Origin of the sequence: Pseudomonas sp. NPDC088322 (genome assembly GCF_044740745.1) — a bacterium.
GTDB classification, from domain to species: Bacteria; Pseudomonadota; Gammaproteobacteria; order Pseudomonadales; family Pseudomonadaceae; genus Aquipseudomonas; species Aquipseudomonas shirazensis.
The window spans coordinates 886,107-903,961 of sequence record NZ_JBIURK010000001.1; the positions used below are offsets into that span (position 1 = coordinate 886,107).

18 protein-coding genes are annotated in these 17,855 nt (G+C 61.6%); 16 read left to right on the top strand and 2 right to left on the bottom strand.

Annotated features, from left to right (window positions below; genetic code table 11):
• Nucleotides 1–5: 5 nt before the first annotated feature.
• A complete protein-coding gene (phnX, locus tag ACIOAU_RS04075; protein ID WP_101318280.1) occupies nucleotides 6–833 on the bottom strand; it encodes a phosphonoacetaldehyde hydrolase in 828 nt (275 codons plus the stop codon).
• Nucleotide 834: 1 nt separating this feature from the next.
• Nucleotides 835–1,965, bottom strand: coding sequence for a 2-aminoethylphosphonate--pyruvate transaminase (locus ACIOAU_RS04080; RefSeq protein ID WP_150569668.1), 1,131 nt, complete (start codon nucleotides 1,963–1,965; stop codon nucleotides 835–837).
• Nucleotides 1,966–2,077: 112 nt separating this feature from the next.
• Here ACIOAU_RS04080 and ACIOAU_RS04085 point away from each other — a divergent pair, with 112 nt between their 5' ends.
• The 16 genes from ACIOAU_RS04085 to ACIOAU_RS04160 all read left to right on the top strand — a co-directional run bounded on the left by ACIOAU_RS04085 (nucleotide 2,078) and on the right by ACIOAU_RS04160 (nucleotide 17,840).
• Nucleotides 2,078–2,947 (top strand): LysR substrate-binding domain-containing protein, encoded by an 870-nt coding sequence (locus ACIOAU_RS04085; RefSeq protein WP_150569667.1) that lies wholly within the window; start codon nucleotides 2,078–2,080, stop codon nucleotides 2,945–2,947.
• A 96-nt stretch (nucleotides 2,948–3,043) separates the two neighbouring features.
• A complete protein-coding gene (locus tag ACIOAU_RS04090) occupies nucleotides 3,044–4,066 on the top strand; it encodes an AraC family transcriptional regulator (protein ID WP_150569666.1) in 1,023 nt (340 codons plus the stop codon).
• Nucleotides 4,067–4,576: 510 nt separating this feature from the next.
• A complete protein-coding gene (locus tag ACIOAU_RS04095; protein WP_150569665.1) occupies nucleotides 4,577–5,032 on the top strand; it encodes a hypothetical protein in 456 nt (151 codons plus the stop codon).
• 169 nt (nucleotides 5,033–5,201) lie between these two features.
• Nucleotides 5,202–5,969 carry an SDR family NAD(P)-dependent oxidoreductase gene (locus ACIOAU_RS04100; protein ID WP_401180106.1) on the top strand — a complete coding sequence of 256 codons (768 nt, stop codon included), beginning with the start codon at nucleotides 5,202–5,204 and terminating at the stop codon, nucleotides 5,967–5,969.
• A gap of 12 nt (nucleotides 5,970–5,981) precedes the next feature.
• Nucleotides 5,982–7,175, top strand: coding sequence for an acetyl-CoA C-acyltransferase (locus ACIOAU_RS04105; protein ID WP_150569663.1), 1,194 nt, complete (start codon nucleotides 5,982–5,984; stop codon nucleotides 7,173–7,175).
• A gap of 8 nt (nucleotides 7,176–7,183) precedes the next feature.
• Nucleotides 7,184–8,311, top strand: a complete 1,128-nt coding sequence (locus tag ACIOAU_RS04110) for an acyl-CoA dehydrogenase (RefSeq protein WP_101318294.1) — start codon at nucleotides 7,184–7,186, stop codon at nucleotides 8,309–8,311.
• A gap of 13 nt (nucleotides 8,312–8,324) precedes the next feature.
• Nucleotides 8,325–9,098 carry an enoyl-CoA hydratase gene (locus ACIOAU_RS04115; protein ID WP_101318296.1) on the top strand — a complete coding sequence of 258 codons (774 nt, stop codon included), beginning with the start codon at nucleotides 8,325–8,327 and terminating at the stop codon, nucleotides 9,096–9,098.
• Nucleotides 9,099–9,287: 189 nt separating this feature from the next.
• On the top strand, nucleotides 9,288–10,808 hold the full coding sequence (locus ACIOAU_RS04120; protein WP_401180110.1) for an aldehyde dehydrogenase family protein: 1,521 nt from the start codon (nucleotides 9,288–9,290) through the stop codon (nucleotides 10,806–10,808).
• A 102-nt stretch (nucleotides 10,809–10,910) separates the two neighbouring features.
• The gene (gene pqqA, locus ACIOAU_RS04125) at nucleotides 10,911–10,982 is read left to right on the top strand and encodes a pyrroloquinoline quinone precursor peptide PqqA (protein WP_009394664.1); all 72 of its coding nucleotides are present in this window, start codon (nucleotides 10,911–10,913) and stop codon (nucleotides 10,980–10,982) included.
• Between the two features lie 128 nt (nucleotides 10,983–11,110).
• Complete coding sequence (gene ercA, locus ACIOAU_RS04130; protein ID WP_150569661.1) at nucleotides 11,111–12,274, top strand: alcohol dehydrogenase-like regulatory protein ErcA; 1,164 nt, start codon at nucleotides 11,111–11,113, stop codon at nucleotides 12,272–12,274.
• A complete protein-coding gene (locus ACIOAU_RS04135) occupies nucleotides 12,258–13,925 on the top strand; it encodes a NahK/ErcS family hybrid sensor histidine kinase/response regulator (protein WP_103436797.1) in 1,668 nt (555 codons plus the stop codon). The genes ercA and ACIOAU_RS04135 overlap by 17 nt, the downstream gene beginning before the upstream one ends.
• Nucleotides 13,926–14,132: 207 nt before the next feature.
• Entirely contained in the window at nucleotides 14,133–14,537 is a 405-nt protein-coding gene (locus tag ACIOAU_RS04140; protein WP_101318304.1) for a TraR/DksA family transcriptional regulator, read from the top strand.
• 577 nt (nucleotides 14,538–15,114) lie between these two features.
• Nucleotides 15,115–16,341, top strand: coding sequence for a methyl-accepting chemotaxis protein (locus ACIOAU_RS04145; protein ID WP_401180176.1), 1,227 nt, complete (start codon nucleotides 15,115–15,117; stop codon nucleotides 16,339–16,341).
• Between the two features lie 122 nt (nucleotides 16,342–16,463).
• Nucleotides 16,464–16,658 (top strand): hypothetical protein, encoded by a 195-nt coding sequence (locus ACIOAU_RS04150; RefSeq protein WP_150569658.1) that lies wholly within the window; start codon nucleotides 16,464–16,466, stop codon nucleotides 16,656–16,658.
• A 508-nt stretch (nucleotides 16,659–17,166) separates the two neighbouring features.
• A complete protein-coding gene (locus ACIOAU_RS04155) occupies nucleotides 17,167–17,634 on the top strand; it encodes a hypothetical protein (protein ID WP_150569657.1) in 468 nt (155 codons plus the stop codon).
• The gene (locus tag ACIOAU_RS04160) at nucleotides 17,631–17,840 is read left to right on the top strand and encodes a hypothetical protein (protein ID WP_101318310.1); all 210 of its coding nucleotides are present in this window, start codon (nucleotides 17,631–17,633) and stop codon (nucleotides 17,838–17,840) included. The genes ACIOAU_RS04155 and ACIOAU_RS04160 overlap by 4 nt, the downstream gene beginning before the upstream one ends.
• Nucleotides 17,841–17,855 lie beyond the last annotated feature (15 nt).

A 17,855-nucleotide genomic window follows, 5' to 3' on the forward strand; every position in this document is an offset into this window, starting at 1 on the left:
CGCTCCTACGCGGACTGGGGCATTTCGCCTTTGGCCAGGCGCTGGTTGATATCGGCAACGACCTCGGGGAGGTCGTTGATGGTGTCGACCAGGTAGTGCGGTCGCGCGCTTTCAAACAGTGCGTGAATCCGCTGCCGTTCACGCGCGAGTGTGCCCGCATCCAGCGCCTGGTACTCCTCCCAGGTCAGCCCCAAGGCATTCCCTGAGCAGACCAGCGCCACTGTCCACATACCGGCCCGGCGGCCTTCGAGAATACCTGGCACGGTGTCATCAACCTTGACGCAAGCACCGACGTCATCGATGCCCAAGGCAATCACATTGGCCAGCGCCTGCGCCGGCCAAGGGCGGCCATTGGGCGTTTCATCGGTTGCTACCACATGGTCGGCAACATAGCCGTTGCACTTGGCCAACTCGACCACCTTGTCCATGACTACCTTGGGGTAACCCGAGCACGAGCCAATCTTCAGGCCATCTGCACGTAGCCCAGTCAGCGTTTGCAGTGCGCCGGGGATCAATGCCGAGTGCACGGCGATCTTGTCGATTTGCAGTGGCATGAAGCGTTGATAAATGGCGGTCACGTCGTCATCGCTTGGCGTGCGGCCAAATACCTTGCGGTAGCGTTCGGCAATTGCCGGCTGATCGCACAAGGTGCGGATATGGTCCCACTTGCCCATGCCCATCGGCCCGCGGGCCTCTTCAATGGACACTTCGACGTCGAACTCGGCGAACGCCTCGACAAAGATCTGCGTGGGCGCGAACGAGCCGAAGTCGACCACGGTGCCCGCCCAGTCAAGAATGGCGGCTTGCAGGCGGGTTGGGTTGGTGTAGTTCATGTCACAGAGCCTCGCTCAAGAGTTGACTGCTGGTGTGCACCTGCATTTCCCGCAGCACCTGGGCCACGGCATCGACTGCTGCCTGCATGCCCTGCGCACCGACGGCACCGATGCAGCCAACGCGGAAGGTTTCGACCTGGGTCAGCTTGCCCGGGTAGAGGATGAAGCCTTTGGCCTTGACCCGTTCGTAGAAGTCCTGAAACCGGTAGCGTGGATCATCCGGTGCATGGAAGGTGACGATGATCGGCGCCTGAATGGCAGCCGGGAGGAAGCTGCGCAGGCCGATCGCCGCCATACCGTCGAGCAACGTCCGGCAGTTGTCGGCGTAGCGCTGGTGTCTGGCCTGCAGGCCGCCTTCTTCGGTGTATTGCTTGAGTGCCTCGTGCAGGGCGGCGACCACGTGGGTAGGCGGGGTAAAACGCCACTGGCCGGTCTTGGCCATGTAGGCATGCTGGTCGTACAGGTCCATGGCCAGCGATTGGCAGTTACCCTCGGCGGCTGCCAAGGCGGTTTTTTCCGCGAACACGAAGCCCATCCCGGGGACGCCCTCAAGGCATTTGCCGGAAGCGGCGATCAGCGCTTCGAACGGCACTTCTCGAGCGTCGATCGGCAATGCGCCAAACGAGCTCATCGCATCGATGATCAGGTGTTTGCCATGGCTATGCACTACATCGGCGATGGCTTTGAGCGGGTTGAGGATGCCGGTGCTGGTCTCGCAGTGGATCAGCGCCACGTGGGTAAGTTCGGCATCTGCTGCCAGCAGCCGTTCGACATCGGCGGCGGTAGTGGGCTGGTCCTCGGCGGTTTCGAAGGTGCTGTAACGACGGCCAAGCACTTTGCAGATTTTGGCCAGGCGCTGACCGTAGGCGCCGTTGATCAGCACCAGCACCTTGCCGTCGCGCGGTACCAGTGTGCCGATGGCCGCTTCTACGGCGAAGGTGCCGCTGCCTTGCAACGGTACGCAGTGATGGCTGGCGCTGGCATCGAGAATGGCTAACAACTGTTCGCAGACGCTGGCGGTAAGTTGGTTGAAATCACGGTCCCAGGAACCCCAGTCCACCAGCATCGCTTGGCGGGTGCGCAGAGAGGTAGTGAGGGGGCCTGGGGTCAGCAGAATCGGGGCATTGCTCATTGCGTGAATCCTCGCAAGCGGTGGGCTGAGACTGCGAGGTCAAGGTTGCAATTGGGCGTGCTATCAATCAAATTGTTTGTTGTTATGCCAGCCATAAGTCAGGCCGATAGCTATGAACCTGTTCCAGTTACGTGCGTTTGATGCTGTTGCCCGTGAAGGCAGCTTTACCCGCGCCGCAGCACGTCTGTTCATCAGTCAGCCGGCGGTGACCGGGCACGTCAAGGCGCTGGAGGAGCACTACCAGATCACCTTGCTGCGGCGTACCGCCCGACGGGTGGAACTGACTGAAGAAGGCACGCGGCTGGCGGCCATTACCCGCGCGATGTTCGGCCTGGCCGAAGAGGCGCAGACTATGCTTGAGGCCAACCGCCAGTTGTTGACCGGGCGCCTGGAGGTGGCCGCCGATGGGCCGCACCGGGTCATGCCAATGCTTGCCCAGTTACGCGCTCGTTATCCCGGTATCACCGTCAACCTGCGCTTGGGCAACGCTCAGGAAACGTTGGCGGCGCTACTTAGCGAACATGCCGATGTCGCAGTGCTGACCGAAGTTGAGCCGCGCAAGGGGCTCTATCTGCGTAGCCTTGGCCAGTCGCAACTATGCGCATTGCTGCCGGTTGCGCACCGATGGGCGGCAGCTGCAGCTGCGCAGGCGCTGCCGCTGGAGGCTCTGGACAAACAGATCATGGTGTTGCGCGAGCCTACTTCAATTACCCGCCGCACGTTTGACCGCGCCTGCGCTCAGGCGGGGCTGCAGCCGCGGGTGCTGCTTGAGCTGGACAGCCGCGAGGCGGTAACCGAGGCAGTTGCGGCGCAACTGGGTATTGGCATCGTCTCGTCGATGGAAGTCGCGCATGATCCGCGGGTGGTGGCTCGGCCGCTGGCCGGCGACGGGTTGCTTAATCAACACATGCTGGGTTGCCTCGAGCGGCGTCGTGAGTTGCGCTTGATCCAGGCCTTTATCGAACTTGCCGTTGCCCCCTGAGAGACCGGCAGGGTCAGTCAGTTACAGCTCAGAGTGGCAATCGACGGTTTTTTCTACTGCCGGTCTAAGACGCCAGCAGCCTGTTACGGACAGACAATGAGCGAGAAAGACACTATTTCCATGCAGCTGGTGCGCGAAGCGTTGCTGCAGACAAGCACAGACAAGATCGCCGACCATGCGTTGCTGGCGCGCGCGGGCATCGATGCCAAGCAATTGGGGCAAGCCGAGGCGCGGGTGCCTGCTCAGGCCTATGCACGTCTGTGGCGGCTGTTGGCACGTCGTTGCAATGATGAGTTTTTCGCGATGGATGCGCGTGGGCTGCGCCGTGGCAGTCTCGCTTTTGTCTGCCGAGCGAGCATGTTGCAGCCCACTGTCGGAGCGGGCCTGCACACCGTTCTGGATTTTCTTGCACTGATGCTTGAAGACTTGCGGCCGGCATTGGCTGGCGAGCACGGGTTGGCGGAGATCGTGATCCAGGAGCCGCTGCAGGCGCCTCGTCGCGCTTTTACCTATTTCACCTTGTGGATGATAGTGCATGGCGTAGCGTGCTGGCTGGCCGGGCGCCGTATCCCGATCCTGGCCATAGATTTGCGCTGCAGCGAACCGCCGTTCTGCGACGACTACCGCGTCATGTTCTCGCAGAGCCTGCACTTCGACCGACCGCGCACACGTATGGTGATTTCCAGTGAGTGCCTGCAATGGCCGGTCAAGCGCAGCGCGGATGACCTGCAACGTTTTCTTGGTGAAGCGCCCGGCAATATTCTGGTCAGGTATCGCGATCCGGACAGCCTGGCGCGGCGCATCCGCAGTGACCTGTTGCGGCTGCCGCCAGCTGACTGGCTGGATGCCGACAGCCTGGCGCGGCAACTGCATCTGTCCGCTTCGACCTTGCGTCGGCGTCTGGCGGAAGAAGGACAGACATACCAAGGCTTGAAGGACAGTGCGCGGCGCGAGCTGGCAACAGCCTGGCTGACCGATCCGGGCGTCGCGCTGGATGAAGTCGCCGAACGCTTGGGCTTTGCTGATTCCAGCTCTTTTTATAAAGCGTTTCGCAAATGGTTTGGCTGCAATCCGGGACATTACCGGACGCTGATCCTAGGCCGCCACTCCAGTCCCTGATTTCCCCTGCAATTTCGAGGCGCCACGCCCCATGGTTGCTGGATTCCGACTTCAGGATCCAGTCCCAGGCCGCATGCCATCCTCCCTGCAAAAATCGAACAAGCGACTGATCAGTTCATCGGGACTATCCTTGCGGACTGGCTGAGGCGGGCTTCTGCCACGCACCTCTGTGCCCTGCGCGATGCCTATGGCGAGCACATGCACAGCCAGACGCAGATGGCGGCTTTGCTTGCCCGGGTTTACCGTTGCACGATTTTGCCAGTCTCAGGCTCGAGCGTGCTCTGGCAATCCAGATGGAGTTGGCAGTGGACCTGAACCAGGCGTGTTGGCAGGTAGTGCGCCGTCATTTCACCCCTCAATCCTGGCAGCTTGCCGAGCGACGGACCTTATCTGGTCAGCGAACCCGCCCTGCAAAGGTTACTGCAGAACTTCGCGAGAGATGAGTCGTTTTACGAGGGCACTGGTCTGGTCTATCCGGCCGTGCAGGCCACTGGGGCAGGCGTGTAGGTTGTGAGCAGAGACCACGCACGTATCGTCGAGGTTTGCCGTCAGGTAGATGTAGGCAAAGCCTACCAGACTCATCTGGATGAGGTACTGGACGCACGCGCTGCGTCAGCCCTGGCAGAGGATGCGCGTTGTGCATTTGATCTGGCGACCCAGCTTGTGCGGGCGAAGCACCTGCTGCCAGAGGCTGAAGCTAGCCTGAGTCAGCGGGACTTCTGGCAAGCCTACCTGCGGGAGCGCCATGAAACCACGTTCGATGCGCTCATCGCCGAATATGCAGCGCAAGGCGAGCAACTGGATCAGGAGCGTGAGCAACTGACCAGCCAGGACTACACCCAGCGCTGGCAGGATTTGCTTGATGCCCGTGAAGCTGCACTGCAGGCCTTGAGCCTTGAACTGACCCGTGAAGCGCTGGAGCAGGACGCGACGCGCCTGAGCAGTACCTCGCCGGCTCAGGAGTGACCGTTCAGACCAGTCAACCGAGTTGACGCTTTTGGCCATTGCCGGCTGGGCATAGCGGCGCGAACATCGTCGGACCGCACATCAACAATAACCAAGCAGTCCGACGATGCGCATTGCCTGCCCGGTCCATACCGGGCTTCTTGCGGTCGAACCAGCAAGGAACCTACCCATGCATGTACAAGGCAAATATTTCATTGTTACCGGTGCAGCCTCCGGGCTCGGCGCTGCCACCGCGCAGTCGCTGGTCCAGGCTGGCGCTCGAGTAATGTTGGTCGACCTCAATGCCGAGGCGGTTTCGGCCAAGGCCAGTGAGCTCGGCGACAATGCCCGCTTCACGGTTGCTGATATCTGTGATGAGCAGGCCGCCCAGGCTGCAGTCGCTGCGGCAGTCGCTGCCTTTGGCAGCCTGCACGGGCTGATCAACTGCGCCGGTATCGTCGGCGCTGAAAAAATCCTCGGCAAGCAAGGGCCGCATGGCCTGGCCAGTTTTGCCAAGGTCATCAACGTCAATCTGCTCGGCAGCTTCAATATGCTGCGCCTGGCCGCTGGGGCTATTGCCGATACCGCGGCGGATGCAGATGGCGAGCGCGGTGTGATCATCAATACCGCGTCGGTGGCTGCCTATGATGGGCAAATCGGCCAGGCCGCCTACGCCGCATCCAAGGGGGCGGTTGCCAGCCTGACGCTGCCGGCAGCACGCGAACTGGCACGTTTTGGTATCCGCGTGATGACCATTGCCCCAGGCATCTTTGAAACGCCGATGATGGCCGGCATGACTCAGGAGGTGCGCGACTCGCTGGCCGCCGGCGTGCCGTTCCCACCGCGCCTCGGTCGCCCCCAAGAGTACGCCGCGTTGGCCCTGCACATCATTGAAAACAGCATGCTCAACGGTGAGGTGATCCGCCTCGACGGCGCCCTGCGCATGGCTGCCCGCTAAGGAGAAGCACAGATGACCCTCGCCAACGATCCAATTGTCATTGTGAGTGCCGTGCGCACGCCCATGGGCGGCTTGCAGGGCGATCTGAAGAGCCTGACTGCACCGCAGCTGGGCGCCGCGGCAATTCGTGCCGCCGTCGAGCGAGCCGGTGTCGAGCCGGCCAGTGTCGACCAGTTGTTGTTTGGTTGCGTACTGCCAGCCGGTTTGGGTCAGGCCCCGGCGCGGCAGGCCGCCTTGGGTGCAGGGCTGGATAAAAGTACCACCTGCACCACGCTGAACAAGATGTGTGGCTCAGGGATGCAGGCCACCATCATGGCCCACGATCTGCTGCTGGCCGGCAGCGCTGATGTGGTGGTGGCTGGCGGCATGGAAAGCATGAGCAATGCACCGTACCTGCTGGACAAGGCCCGCAGTGGCTACCGCATGGGCCATGGTCGGATGCTCGACCACATGTTCCTCGACGGCCTCGAAGATGCCTACGACAAAGGCCGCCTGATGGGCACCTTCGCCGAAGACTGTGCCCAGGCCGGTGGCTTTAGCCGCGAGGCCCAGGATGCCTTCGCCATCGCCTCGCTGACCCGCGCGCAAACAGCGATCAAAGAGGGCCGTTTCGCTGCTGAAATCGTTGCCGTTGAAGTGACCGAAGGCAAGCAGACGCGGCTGATCAGCGACGACGAACAGCCGCCCAAGGCGCGTCTGGACAAGATCCCGCAGTTGCGCCCGGCATTTCGCGAGGGCGGCAGCGTGACCGCAGCCAACTCAAGCTCGATCTCCGATGGCGCGGCGGCACTGGTGCTGATGCGTCGCTCGCAGGCAGAGCAACGCGGCCTCACCCCGCTGGCGCTAATCCACGGCCATGCAGCGTTCGCCGATGCACCGGCACTGTTCCCCACTGCCCCCATCGGTGCCATCGACAAGTTGCTCAAGCGCACCGGCTGGAGCTTGGCCGAAGTGGATCTGTTCGAGATCAACGAGGCCTTCGCCGTGGTCACTCTGGCAGCCATGCAGCAACTCGATCTGCCCCATGACAAGGTCAATGTCCACGGCGGCGCCTGCGCGCTCGGCCACCCGATCGGTGCCTCTGGCGCGCGGATTCTGGTGACCCTGCTATCGGCTCTGCGCCAGAACAACCTGCGCCGTGGTGTGGCGGCGATCTGCATTGGCGGTGGCGAAGCGACTGCGATGGCCGTTGAATGTCTGTACTGAGGTGAACCATGCTGGTAACTGACGAGCAACAACAAATTGCCGATGCGGTACGAGATTTCGCCCAGGAGCGGCTCAAACCGTTTGCCGAACAGTGGGACAAGGAGCACCGCTTCCCCCGTGAGGCGATTGCCGAGATGGCCGAGCTTGGTCTGTTCGGCATGCTGGTGCCCGAGCAATGGGGCGGCAGCGATACCGGCTACGTCGCCTACGCCATGGCGCTGGAAGAAATCGCCGCCGGCGATGGCGCCTGCTCGACGATCATGAGCGTGCACAACTCGGTGGGCTGCGTGCCAATCCTGAAGTTCGGCAGCGAGCAACAGAAGCAGCAGTTTTTGCAACCGCTGGCCAGCGGCGCCATGCTGGGCGCTTTTGCCCTGACCGAACCGCAGGCCGGCTCTGACGCCAGTAGCCTGAAAACCAGAGCACGGCTGGATGGCGACCACTATGTACTCAACGGCAGCAAGCAGTTCATTACCTCCGGCCAGAATGCCGGGGTGGTGATCGTGTTTGCTGTCACCGACCCGGCTGCCGGCAAGCGTGGTATCAGTGCGTTCATCGTGCCTACCGATGCGCCTGGATACCAAGTTACTCGGGTCGAGGAAAAGCTCGGTCAGCATGCCTCCGACACTTGCCAGATCGTCTTCGACGATGTGCGCATACCGCTGGCCAATCGTCTGGGCGAGGAGGGTCAGGGCTACAAGATTGCCCTGGCCAACCTCGAAGGCGGGCGCATCGGTATTGCCTCGCAAGCGGTCGGCATGGCTCGCGCGGCTTTCGAGGTAGCGCGTGACTACGCCCGCGAGCGGCAAAGCTTCGGCAAGCCACTGATCGAGCACCAGGCCGTGGCGTTTCGCCTGGCCGACATGGCCACCCGCGTCGCCGTCGCCCGGCAGATGGTGCTGCACGCCGCAGCGTTGCGCGACGCCGGCCGGCCGGCGTTGCAGGAGGCGTCGATGGCCAAGCTGTTCGCCTCGGAAATGGCCGAAAAGGTCTGCTCGGATGCCTTGCAGACGCTCGGCGGTTATGGCTATCTGAGCGACTTCCCGCTGGAGCGGATCTACCGCGACGTGCGTGTCTGCCAGATTTACGAAGGCACCAGCGACATTCAGCGCATGGTCATTGCGCGCAACCTTTGAAGGAGCAACCTGCATGGCATTCGAAACCATACTGCTGGACATCCACGGCAAGGTCGGCCTGATCACCCTTAACCGGCCGCAGGCGCTGAACGCCCTTAACGCGCAGATCATCGCCGAGATCAACCAGGCGCTGGACCAGCTGGAGCAAGACCCACAGATCGGCTGCGTGGTCCTCACCGGTTCAGCCAAGGCCTTTGCTGCCGGTGCCGACATCAAGGAAATGGCCGAGCTCAGCTACCCGCAGATCTACCTTGACGATCTGTTCAGCGAGTCCGATCGGATCGCCAACCGGCGCAAGCCGATCATCGCCGCGGTGTCTGGTTTTGCTCTGGGCGGTGGCTGTGAGCTGGCGATGATGTGCGACTTCATTCTCGCCGCCGACAACGCCAAGTTCGGTCAGCCAGAAGTCAACCTCGGCGTGTTGCCGGGCATGGGTGGCACCCAACGCCTGACCCGCGCCGTGGGCAAGGCTAAAGCCATGGAACTGTGTCTGAGCGGTCGCTTGATGGGCGCCGAGGAAGCCGAACGCGCAGGGCTGGTGGCACGCGTCATCCCTCAGGCCGAGTTGCTTGAAGAAGCCTTGAAGGTGGCGGCAAGCATCGCCGCCAAGTCGATCCCGATCAGCATGATGGTCAAGGAGAGCGTCAACCGTGCCTTTGAAGTCACCCTCAGCGAAGGTGTGCGCTTCGAGCGTCGGGTATTCCATGCAGCCTTTGCGACTCACGACCAGAAAGAAGGCATGGCGGCGTTTATCGGCAAGCGCGAGGCGCAGTTCAAGGACGCCTGAAAACGGCGCGCGGTCGCAGGCACGGCGCATGCCTGCAACCGCTCCCACTCAGTACCAAGGATCCGCCGCCGACCTGCGACCAAGGAAGCACAGCGTTTGGCCCTTCGCATCATTCAAGCAGGCCTTCGCACTGCCTAGTATCGGCTCATTGCCTGTCGCGCCGACGGGCCATGGACAGTCGAGGCTTTCATGATTTACGCCGCTCCCGGCACCGCCGGAGCCCTGGTGCAGTTCAAGCTGCGCTACGGCAACTACATCAACGGTCAGTTCGTGCCGCCGATCAAGGGCGAGTACTTCACCAACACCTCGCCAGTCAATGGCCAGCCGATTGCCGAATTCCCGCGCTCAGGCGTCGAGGACATCGACGCTGCACTGGATGCAGCGCACGCAGTGGCCGAGTCTTGGGGGCATACGTCGGTACAGGACCGTGCATTGATTCTGCTGAAGATCGCCGACCGCATCGAAGCGCACCTCGAACAGCTGGCGATCACCGAGAGCTGGGACAACGGCAAGCCAATCCGCGAAACGCTCAACGCCGATGTGCCGTTGGCCGCCGACCATTTCCGCTACTTCGCCGGGTGCATCCGAGCTCAGGAAGGCGGCGCGGCCGAGATCAACCAGAACACCGTGGCCTACCACCTGCATGAGCCGTTGGGGGTGGTCGGGCAGATCATTCCGTGGAACTTCCCGCTGCTGATGGCCGCCTGGAAACTCGCCCCGGCGCTGGCTGCCGGTAACTGCGTAATCCTCAAGCCTGCCGAGCAGACGCCTCAATCGATCACTTTGCTTGCAGAGCTGGTAGGCGATCTGCTGCCCGCCGGTGTGCTCAATATCGTCCACGGCTATGGCCGCGAAGCGGGCGAGGCGCTGGCCACCAGCAAACGCATCGCCAAGATCGCCTTTACCGGTTCCACCCCGGTGGGCTCGCACATCATGAAGTGCGCTGCCGAGAACATCATTCCGTCCACTGTGGAACTGGGTGGCAAGTCGCCGAACATCTTCTTCGAAGATATTCTCCAGGCCGAACCGGCCTTTATCGAAAAAGCCGCCGAAGGGCTGGTGCTGGCGTTCTTCAACCAGGGCGAAGTGTGCACCTGCCCATCGCGGGCGCTGGTGCAGGAATCGATCTATCCGCAGTTCATGCAGGTAGTGCTGGAGAAGATCCGCAAGATCAAGCGTGGCAACCCGCTCGACACCGAGACCATGGTCGGCGCGCAGGCTTCGCAGCAACAGTTTGACCGGATTCTTACCTACCTCGAAGTTGCCGAGCAGGAAGGCGCCGAGCTGCTCACCGGCGGTCAGGTCGAGCGGCTTGAAGGTGATCTGGCTGGCGGTTACTACCTGCAGCCGACCCTGCTCAAGGGCCACAACGGCATGCGCGTGTTCCAGGAGGAAATCTTCGGCCCGGTAGTCAGCGTGACCACCTTCAAGGATGAGGCCGAGGCTCTGGCAATTGCCAACGATACCGAGTTCGGCCTGGGCGCCGGGGTCTGGACGCGTGATATCAACCGCGCCTATCGCATGGGCCGCGGGATCAAGGCTGGGCGAGTCTGGACCAACTGCTACCACCTGTATCCAGCGCATGCGGCGTTCGGTGGCTACAAGAAGTCTGGCGTGGGCCGCGAAACGCACAAGATGATGCTCGACCACTATCAGCAGACCAAGAACCTGCTGGTCAGCTACGACATCAACCCGCTCGGGTTCTTCTGAGCCTGCGGTAACAACCGGTTCTAAAGTAGCAATGGCATTACACCGGAAACGGTGTATCAATAGACGCACCGCAATCCTGTGGTGCCAGAAGAGGATGAACCCATGTGGAAAAAGCCCGCGTTCACTGATCTGCGTATTGGTTTTGAAGTCACGATGTATTTCGCCAACCGCTGAATCTTCTGGGGCCGCTACGCGGCCCTTTCCGCGATAGCAGGCCGCTGGGAGGGCGCGCCGATCCGATTGCAAACCCTTCAGGATGCTTTAGGCTGAGCTTCACCTTCAAAAAGAACAATAGGCGTTGCATGAGCGCGAATCCGAGCCAGTTGCGCAAGTTCGTTTCCCCGGAAATCATTTTTGGTGCCGGCTGCAGGCATCACGTTGCCAACTATGCGCGGACCTTCGGCGCGCGCAAGGTACTGCTGGTCAGTGACCCCGGCGTGCTGGCTGCCGGCTGGGTCGCCGACGTCGAGGCCAGTCTTCAGGGGCAGGGTATCGACTACTGCCTGCTTACCGATGTCTCGCCCAATCCTCGCGTTGAAGAAGTCATGGCCGGCGCCGAGCGCTACCGCAGCGAACAGTGCGACGTGATCGTCGCCGTCGGTGGCGGCAGCCCTATGGACTGCGCCAAGGGCATCGGCATCGTCGTCGCCCATGGCCGGCATATCCTCGAATTCGAAGGGGTCGACACCATTCGCGTGCCGAGCCCGCCGCTTATTTTGATCCCTACAACAGCAGGCACCTCAGCGGATGTGTCGCAGTTCGTGATCATTTCCAACCAGCAGCAACGGATGAAGTTTTCCATCGTCAGCAAGGCCGTGGTGCCAGACGTGTCGTTGATCGATCCGGAAACAACCCTGAGCATGGACCCGTTTTTATCCGCCTGCACCGGCATTGACGCCTTGGTGCATGCCATCGAGGCGTTCGTGTCGACCGGCCATGGCCCGCTGACCGACCCACATGCGCTGGAGGCGATGCGCCTGATCAACGGCAATCTGGTACAGATGATCGCCAGCCCCAACGATATTGTCCTGCGCGAAAAGGTCATGCTCGGCAGCATGCAGGCGGGGCTGGCGTTTTCCAATGCCATTCTTGGCGCCGTGCACGCCATGTCGCACAGCCTTGGCGGGTTTCTCGACCTGCCCCATGGGTTATGCAATGCGGTGCTGGTCGAGCATGTGGTGGCGTTCAATTACAGTGCGGCGCCAGAGCGCTTCAAAATGATTGCGCAGACGCTGGGAATTGATTGTCGTGGGCTCAATCATGAGCAGGTGCGCAAGCGTCTGGTCGATCACCTGATCGCGTTGAAGCATGCGGTGGGGTTTCACGAAACTCTTGGCCTGCATGGCGTCGGCAGCAGCGATATCCCGTTCCTGTCGCGCCATGCGATGGGCGATCCTTGCATTCTGACCAACCCGCGCAGCTCGAGCCTGCGAGATGTCGAGGTGGTCTATGGCGAGGCCCTCTGAGCCAGGCGCCGATGCCCTGGCCGGATTATTGGGGTTGTCCAACCACACGGTGCGCAAGAGCCACTACCCTGAGCTGGCGGTGCGCCTGGAAGAGCTCGAGGCGGAGCGCAATCGCTACACCTGGCTGTTCGAGCACGCCGTGCACGGCATCTTTCAGGCCAGCCTGGAAGACGGCATGCGCGCAGCCAATCCGGCGCTGGCGCGCATGCTCGGCTACGACCACGCGCAGGCGTTGCTGTTCTCGCGCAGCGATCTGGCCAGCTTGCTGTTCGATCGGGGCACCGATGAGTTGGCCGAGATCGTCGCCACCCTCCAGCGCGAGCGCGCTTTGCTGGCCTATGAGACCCGCCTGCGCCGCCGTGATGGCAGCAGCGTCGATGTACTCATGAACCTGCTGTCGCGTCCGGACGAACCCGGCGTGGTCGAAGGTTTCGTGGCGGATATCACCGAGCGCAAGCAGGCTCAGGCACGCCTGCAGCAGCTCAATGACCAGCTTGAACAGCGGGTTGCCGAGCGCACCAATGAGCTGATCGAGGCGCGCGACGCCGCGCAGGCTGCCAACCTGAGCAAGGACAAGTACCTTGCTGCGGCCAGCCACGATTTGCTGCAGCCGTTGAATGCCGCCAGGTTGTTGATTTCGACCTTGCGCGAACGCGACCTGGCCGCAGCCGAAGGCCTGCTGGTCGAGCGTGCGCACCAGGCACTGGAAGGCGCTGAAGACTTGCTCAGCGACCTGCTGGATATCTCCCGCCTGGATCACGCGACCATCCAGCCCGATTTCGACTGTTATCGACTTGATGATCTGCTGTTACCGCTGGAGTCGGAGTTTCAGCCGGTTGCCGAGGCTGCCGGGCTGTCGCTGCGGGTGCGTGGTGGTCCGCCGGTGATACGCACCGATTTGCGCCTGCTGACGCGGATACTGCGCAACTTTCTCAGCAATGCCTGCCGTTACACCGAGCAGGGGCGGGTGCTGCTGGGCTGGCGGCGGCGCGGTGACAAGCTGAGCATCGAAGTCTGGGACAGCGGCCGTGGCATCGCCGCCGAGCGCTTGCAGTCAATCTTTCTCGAATTCAACCAGCTGGATGTCGGCCGGGCTGCCGACCGCAAAGGTGTCGGGCTGGGGCTGGCAATCGTCGAGCGGATCGCACGTATCCTTGAGTGCAAGATCGGCGTACGTTCCTGGCCGGACCGCGGTTCGGTGTTCAGCATTGAGGTGCCTATCTCCAGTCAGGAGCCGGCGCCAGCGAGCCTGCCGATTACGCAGGCTAGTGTCGGCGACCCTTTGCCTGGGCGGCGCCTGCTGGTGCTGGACAACGAGCTGAGTATCCGCCAGAGCATGGCGGCACTGCTCGGCCAGTGGGGCTGCGAGGTGTTGACCGCAGGGGATCTGCATGAATCGCTGCAAGTCCTGCAGGGGCGGCCACCGGAACTGGTGCTGGCGGATTTTCACCTTGATCAAGGCCTGACGGGTTGCCATGTTGTTCGCGACCTCAGGGCGCACTTTGCCTGCACGATTCCGGCGGTGATGATTACGGCTGATCGCAGCGAGCAGAGCCGGAGGGCCATGCAGCGGCTGAAGGCACCGCTGCTGAACAAACCGGTCAAGCCAGGCAAGCTGCGCGCTGTGCTCAGCCAATTGCTGGCACAGTGACTGTGGCTGGAGCAGGGGATACTAGTGCACCTTGTACATCATTTCAGACAATTGCCCGGTAATCCCTGTTGCCCGTTGCGCCTTGGCGCCTTAGACTGCCGCCCCCTGTAAAAGAGTGCCGGTTGGCGCTTGAAGAATTCTGTTGCGCAGGCACTGGCCTGAGCGACACCCGAATCGCCCAATGCACATTTTTTCATAGAGAAATCGATGACCAAGGAACAGTTGCTGGCCATGTCGGCCGATGACTACATGAACGCTGCTCAGCTGGAGTTCTTCACCCAGCTGCTGCAAGCGATGAAGGTAGAAACCCACGAGCGCATCGAACAGAGCCGCATCACCATCGAGAGCCTGGATACCCCTTCGGATCCTGCCGACGTGGCGTCGGTCGAGGAAGAGCGTCACTGGCTGGTCAACGGTATCGAGCGCGATCAGCGCCTGCTGCCGCAGCTGGAGATGGCCCTCGGTCGTATTGGCGACGGTGATTTTGGCTGGTGCGAAGACAGCGGCGAGGCGATTGGCCTGCAGCGTCTGCTGATCAGCCCGACCACCAAGTACTGCATCGAAGCGCAAGAGCGCCACGAACAGATCGGTCGCCACCAGCGCCAGATCTGATCGATCGCAGCATGCATGGCCCCACGGAGCGATCCCTGGGGCTTTTTGCATTTGTTCGGCGCTACTTTGGTTGCGGGGCGCCTTGATGGTTGCTCTGCATCAAGTCTGTGCTCGTTAAGCCGAAGGAAGTATAGATAGTGGCGTTATAGTGGCGTTTAATGGGGAGCAATAATGCCCTAGCGGATGGACCCTCAACATGATGCGTGACGGATCTGTGCCCACCTGTGACATGCTGCAACCCGCAAAACGCCCGGTACTGCCAGGAATTGCCGTGTTGCAGGGGGCAGCGCTGGCTGCCGTGCTGGCCGCCATGGCGTTTGCTCAGTTGGCGTTCTATCTGGCCCTGCCGCTGGCATTGTTGGTGCTCTGGTTACCGGGCTGGCGCCGCAAGGCAACCCAGCGAGGAAACGTCGAGCCGTCTTCACCGGCGCACAATGAGCTGACCCAAACCCTGGCGCGCAGCACCAGCCGTAACGCCTTGTCTGCCGCCTCCATGGCTTTTTCGGTACAACAGTTGGCCACTCGGTTGCAGTCACAGCTGGGCGCCGCCGATCAGATCGTTGACAGTGCACAGATCATGATCGGTACCGAGAAAGCCACATCTCAGCTCAGCCAGCAGGCGTTGCAGGCGGCCCGTTCAGCACATTCCAGCAGCGCGGCAGGGCAGCAGGTACTGGCCGAGTCGATCCAGCGCATGCACCAGTTAAGCGCCCGGGCCACGGCCAGCCGCGAGTTGATCGAAGCCCTGCACCAGCGCAGCGAAGATATCGCTCGGGTCACCTTGGTGATCCAGGCCATCGCCAGCCAGACCAACCTGCTCGCGCTCAACGCGGCGATCGAGGCGGCCAGGGCAGGCGAGCACGGGCGTGGTTTTGCAGTGGTTGCCGATGAAGTGCGCGGCCTGGCCGGGCGAACCGCAGCCGCTACCGGCGAAGTGGGCGCGATGGTCGCCGATATTCAGGCCCGCACCGCTGAGGTGGTCGAGCAGATTCGTAGTCTGGCCGGGGATTTGAGTGCTGACCTGGTTCAGGTCGAGCAAACAGGCGAGCAATTGACCTTGATCGCCAAGCTGGCGGCCTCTGTGGAGATGCAGGTTGACGAGATCGCCGAGGGCACCCAGATCAACCAGCAACAACTGGATAACCTGTTCCAGGCGGTTGGGCAGGTGCGCACTGATCTGGAACTCAGCGATGGGCAAACGCGAAGTCTTGCCCAGGCAGCGGTGCATATGGAACGACAAGCGGAGGCGCTTAGCGAGCGGCTGGCCGAAGTTGGCCTGGATGACTATCACCAGCGCATTTTTGCGCTTGCCGAGCAGGGCGCGCGGAGTATCGCTGCCCGCTTTGAGCAGGATATCGAGCAAGGTCTGATTAGCGAAGAGGCGCTGTTCGATCGGCGCTACCAACCCATCCCAAGCATGCAGCCGCCGCGCTTCACCACCCGCTTTGACCAGTACACCGATGCGGTGCTGCCGCAATTGCAGGAGCCGCTGCTGGCCCAGCATGAGGGGCTGGTCTACGTGATTGCCTGCACTGGCGAGGGCTATGTGCCGACGCACAACGCGGCGTTCAACCTGCCCTTGACCGGCGACCCGCTGCATGACACCGCGCACAACCGCAGCAAGCGCAAGTTCGACGACCGCACCGGTATCCGCTGTGGCAACCATCAGCAGCGGTTGCTGTTGCAAACCTACAGCCGCGATACCGGTGAACTCATGCATGACCTGTCGGTGCCGCTGTTCATCAACGGTAGACACTGGGGCGGCCTGCGTCTGGGCTACAAGCCCGAGCCTGATCTGAACTGAACTGAACGGAGTTTATTGCCGCTGATGCAATACAGATGTACCAGGGCCGCGCTGTTTGTAGTTTCGGTTGATGCGTATCATGGCTACATCGTTAGGTTGCTAATTAAATTCCGGAGGGGATGATGAATAGCCAGATCGATGTCGCAGTGATGATCGGCTCCGGTGTGCCGGCAGCATTGCAGGCGCGTGGCCTGCGGGTCTGCTGGGTCGTGCTGGTAAATGGCGAACGTCGTGGTACCGCGTTTGCCAGTCGCCGTGAGGCGCTGGAATGTCGAGCTGCCTGGCAGGCCCAGCTCGGCCGAACACAGGCAGCCTGAAAGCCTTTTCAGCTCTCCAGAAAGCGCGCCAGTTCACACGCATCGCTGTGCCGGCGCCGAAAACCTCTTACCCGGCCGGTAGCGCTGTCGGTTACGTGAAAAAAGGCGATGCCGGCAGCCACGACCCGAAATCTGGGTCGGTCTGCAGCGCTGGTCAGGCAATAAATGTCGCTTGGGCCTCGACGGATTTCAGTATTTTCGTGCATATTTCTCCCGTGTAACGCGCAGAGGGTTGCCTTGGGCCGTCAGGCCTGGGACCTGTCGCTATCTATTGCATGTCTACCGGCAGTGTTGAAGTCAGCATTTACGCCTGCGTTGTGGGAAAATTGCCGAAATGTGATGTGCGGATCTGGCTGGCACAGCGGGCTTAAAAATCCTGCCTGCTGCGTAGTCGTTATGTACGGGCCGCTCGTGCTCTATTTCATTAGTCTTTCAGCAGCGATCTGAAATGGCTGCGCCGCCGATCAATTCGGGTGTGGCGCTTGTAACCCTGTTTGAGGATTTGAGATTGGCAGTCAGTACTCTTGATACCCATGCGTTATTTGCATTGGGCGACTTGCGTGGCAAGTTGGCCCAGTTGTTTCACGGGCGTTTCGTTTATGTCACCGAGCAAAGCCCCGACGGTTTGTACATGGCCGAAATCGACACCGACAGCTCATTGGTGGTGGATGACAAACAGCGGCTTGAGTTGAAGGTAGGCGATCACTTCCGCGCCGCAGTTCTGCCCAGTCGCGAAGGTGGCAAGCTGGAGCTGCGTTTTCGCGAGATCAAGCTGAATATCTACGGCGGCGACTATGCCTTCGTCAAGGTGGCGGAAGGTGAGGGCATCGTGTTTCGTAACGGCCAGGGCGTGATGTTGGTCTTTGCCGCCCAGCAACAAGTGCAGGAAGGCCTGGGCAAGCTGCTCAAGGCTGTGACCGGCAAGGTCGCCAAGTGGCGCAAGGGCGAGCTGACCACATTCAAGGCCAGTGAGTGAGTGACGATAGCTTGTCTGCCCAGGGACGGGCGGAGTTTCACCGCCAGTTCGAATCACAGGCGCAGGCGCATGCCGAGCGGCTGCTGGCCCAGCGCGCAGTGATGGGCAGCGCCTGGCTGAGTTGGGTTGCCGGCCAGTTGTATGAGATTACGCCCGCGCCCTTGGCTGCAATGGTCCGGCGCGAACTGCAGCGCTTGAATCGCTAAGCCCAGGCTGGCTTG

What these genes read in the sequence shown, in the direction of transcription:
- phnX (WP_101318280.1), bottom strand. Translation starts at nt 833, where the DNA reads ATGAACTACACCAACCCAACCCGCCTGCAAGCCGCCATTCTTGACTGG.
- ACIOAU_RS04080 (WP_150569668.1), bottom strand. Translation starts at nt 1,965, where the DNA reads ATGAGCAATGCCCCGATTCTGCTGACCCCAGGCCCCCTCACTACCTCT.
- ACIOAU_RS04085 (WP_150569667.1), top strand. Translation starts at nt 2,078, where the DNA reads ATGAACCTGTTCCAGTTACGTGCGTTTGATGCTGTTGCCCGTGAAGGC.
- ACIOAU_RS04090 (WP_150569666.1), top strand. Translation starts at nt 3,044, where the DNA reads ATGAGCGAGAAAGACACTATTTCCATGCAGCTGGTGCGCGAAGCGTTG.
- ACIOAU_RS04100 (WP_401180106.1), top strand. Translation starts at nt 5,202, where the DNA reads ATGCATGTACAAGGCAAATATTTCATTGTTACCGGTGCAGCCTCCGGG.
- ACIOAU_RS04105 (WP_150569663.1), top strand. Translation starts at nt 5,982, where the DNA reads ATGACCCTCGCCAACGATCCAATTGTCATTGTGAGTGCCGTGCGCACG.
- ACIOAU_RS04110 (WP_101318294.1), top strand. Translation starts at nt 7,184, where the DNA reads ATGCTGGTAACTGACGAGCAACAACAAATTGCCGATGCGGTACGAGAT.
- ACIOAU_RS04115 (WP_101318296.1), top strand. Translation starts at nt 8,325, where the DNA reads ATGGCATTCGAAACCATACTGCTGGACATCCACGGCAAGGTCGGCCTG.
- ACIOAU_RS04120 (WP_401180110.1), top strand. Translation starts at nt 9,288, where the DNA reads ATGATTTACGCCGCTCCCGGCACCGCCGGAGCCCTGGTGCAGTTCAAG.
- ercA (WP_150569661.1), top strand. Translation starts at nt 11,111, where the DNA reads ATGAGCGCGAATCCGAGCCAGTTGCGCAAGTTCGTTTCCCCGGAAATC.
- ACIOAU_RS04135 (WP_103436797.1), top strand. Translation starts at nt 12,258, where the DNA reads ATGGCGAGGCCCTCTGAGCCAGGCGCCGATGCCCTGGCCGGATTATTG.
- ACIOAU_RS04140 (WP_101318304.1), top strand. Translation starts at nt 14,133, where the DNA reads ATGACCAAGGAACAGTTGCTGGCCATGTCGGCCGATGACTACATGAAC.
- ACIOAU_RS04145 (WP_401180176.1), top strand. Translation starts at nt 15,115, where the DNA reads ATGATCGGTACCGAGAAAGCCACATCTCAGCTCAGCCAGCAGGCGTTG.
- ACIOAU_RS04150 (WP_150569658.1), top strand. Translation starts at nt 16,464, where the DNA reads ATGAATAGCCAGATCGATGTCGCAGTGATGATCGGCTCCGGTGTGCCG.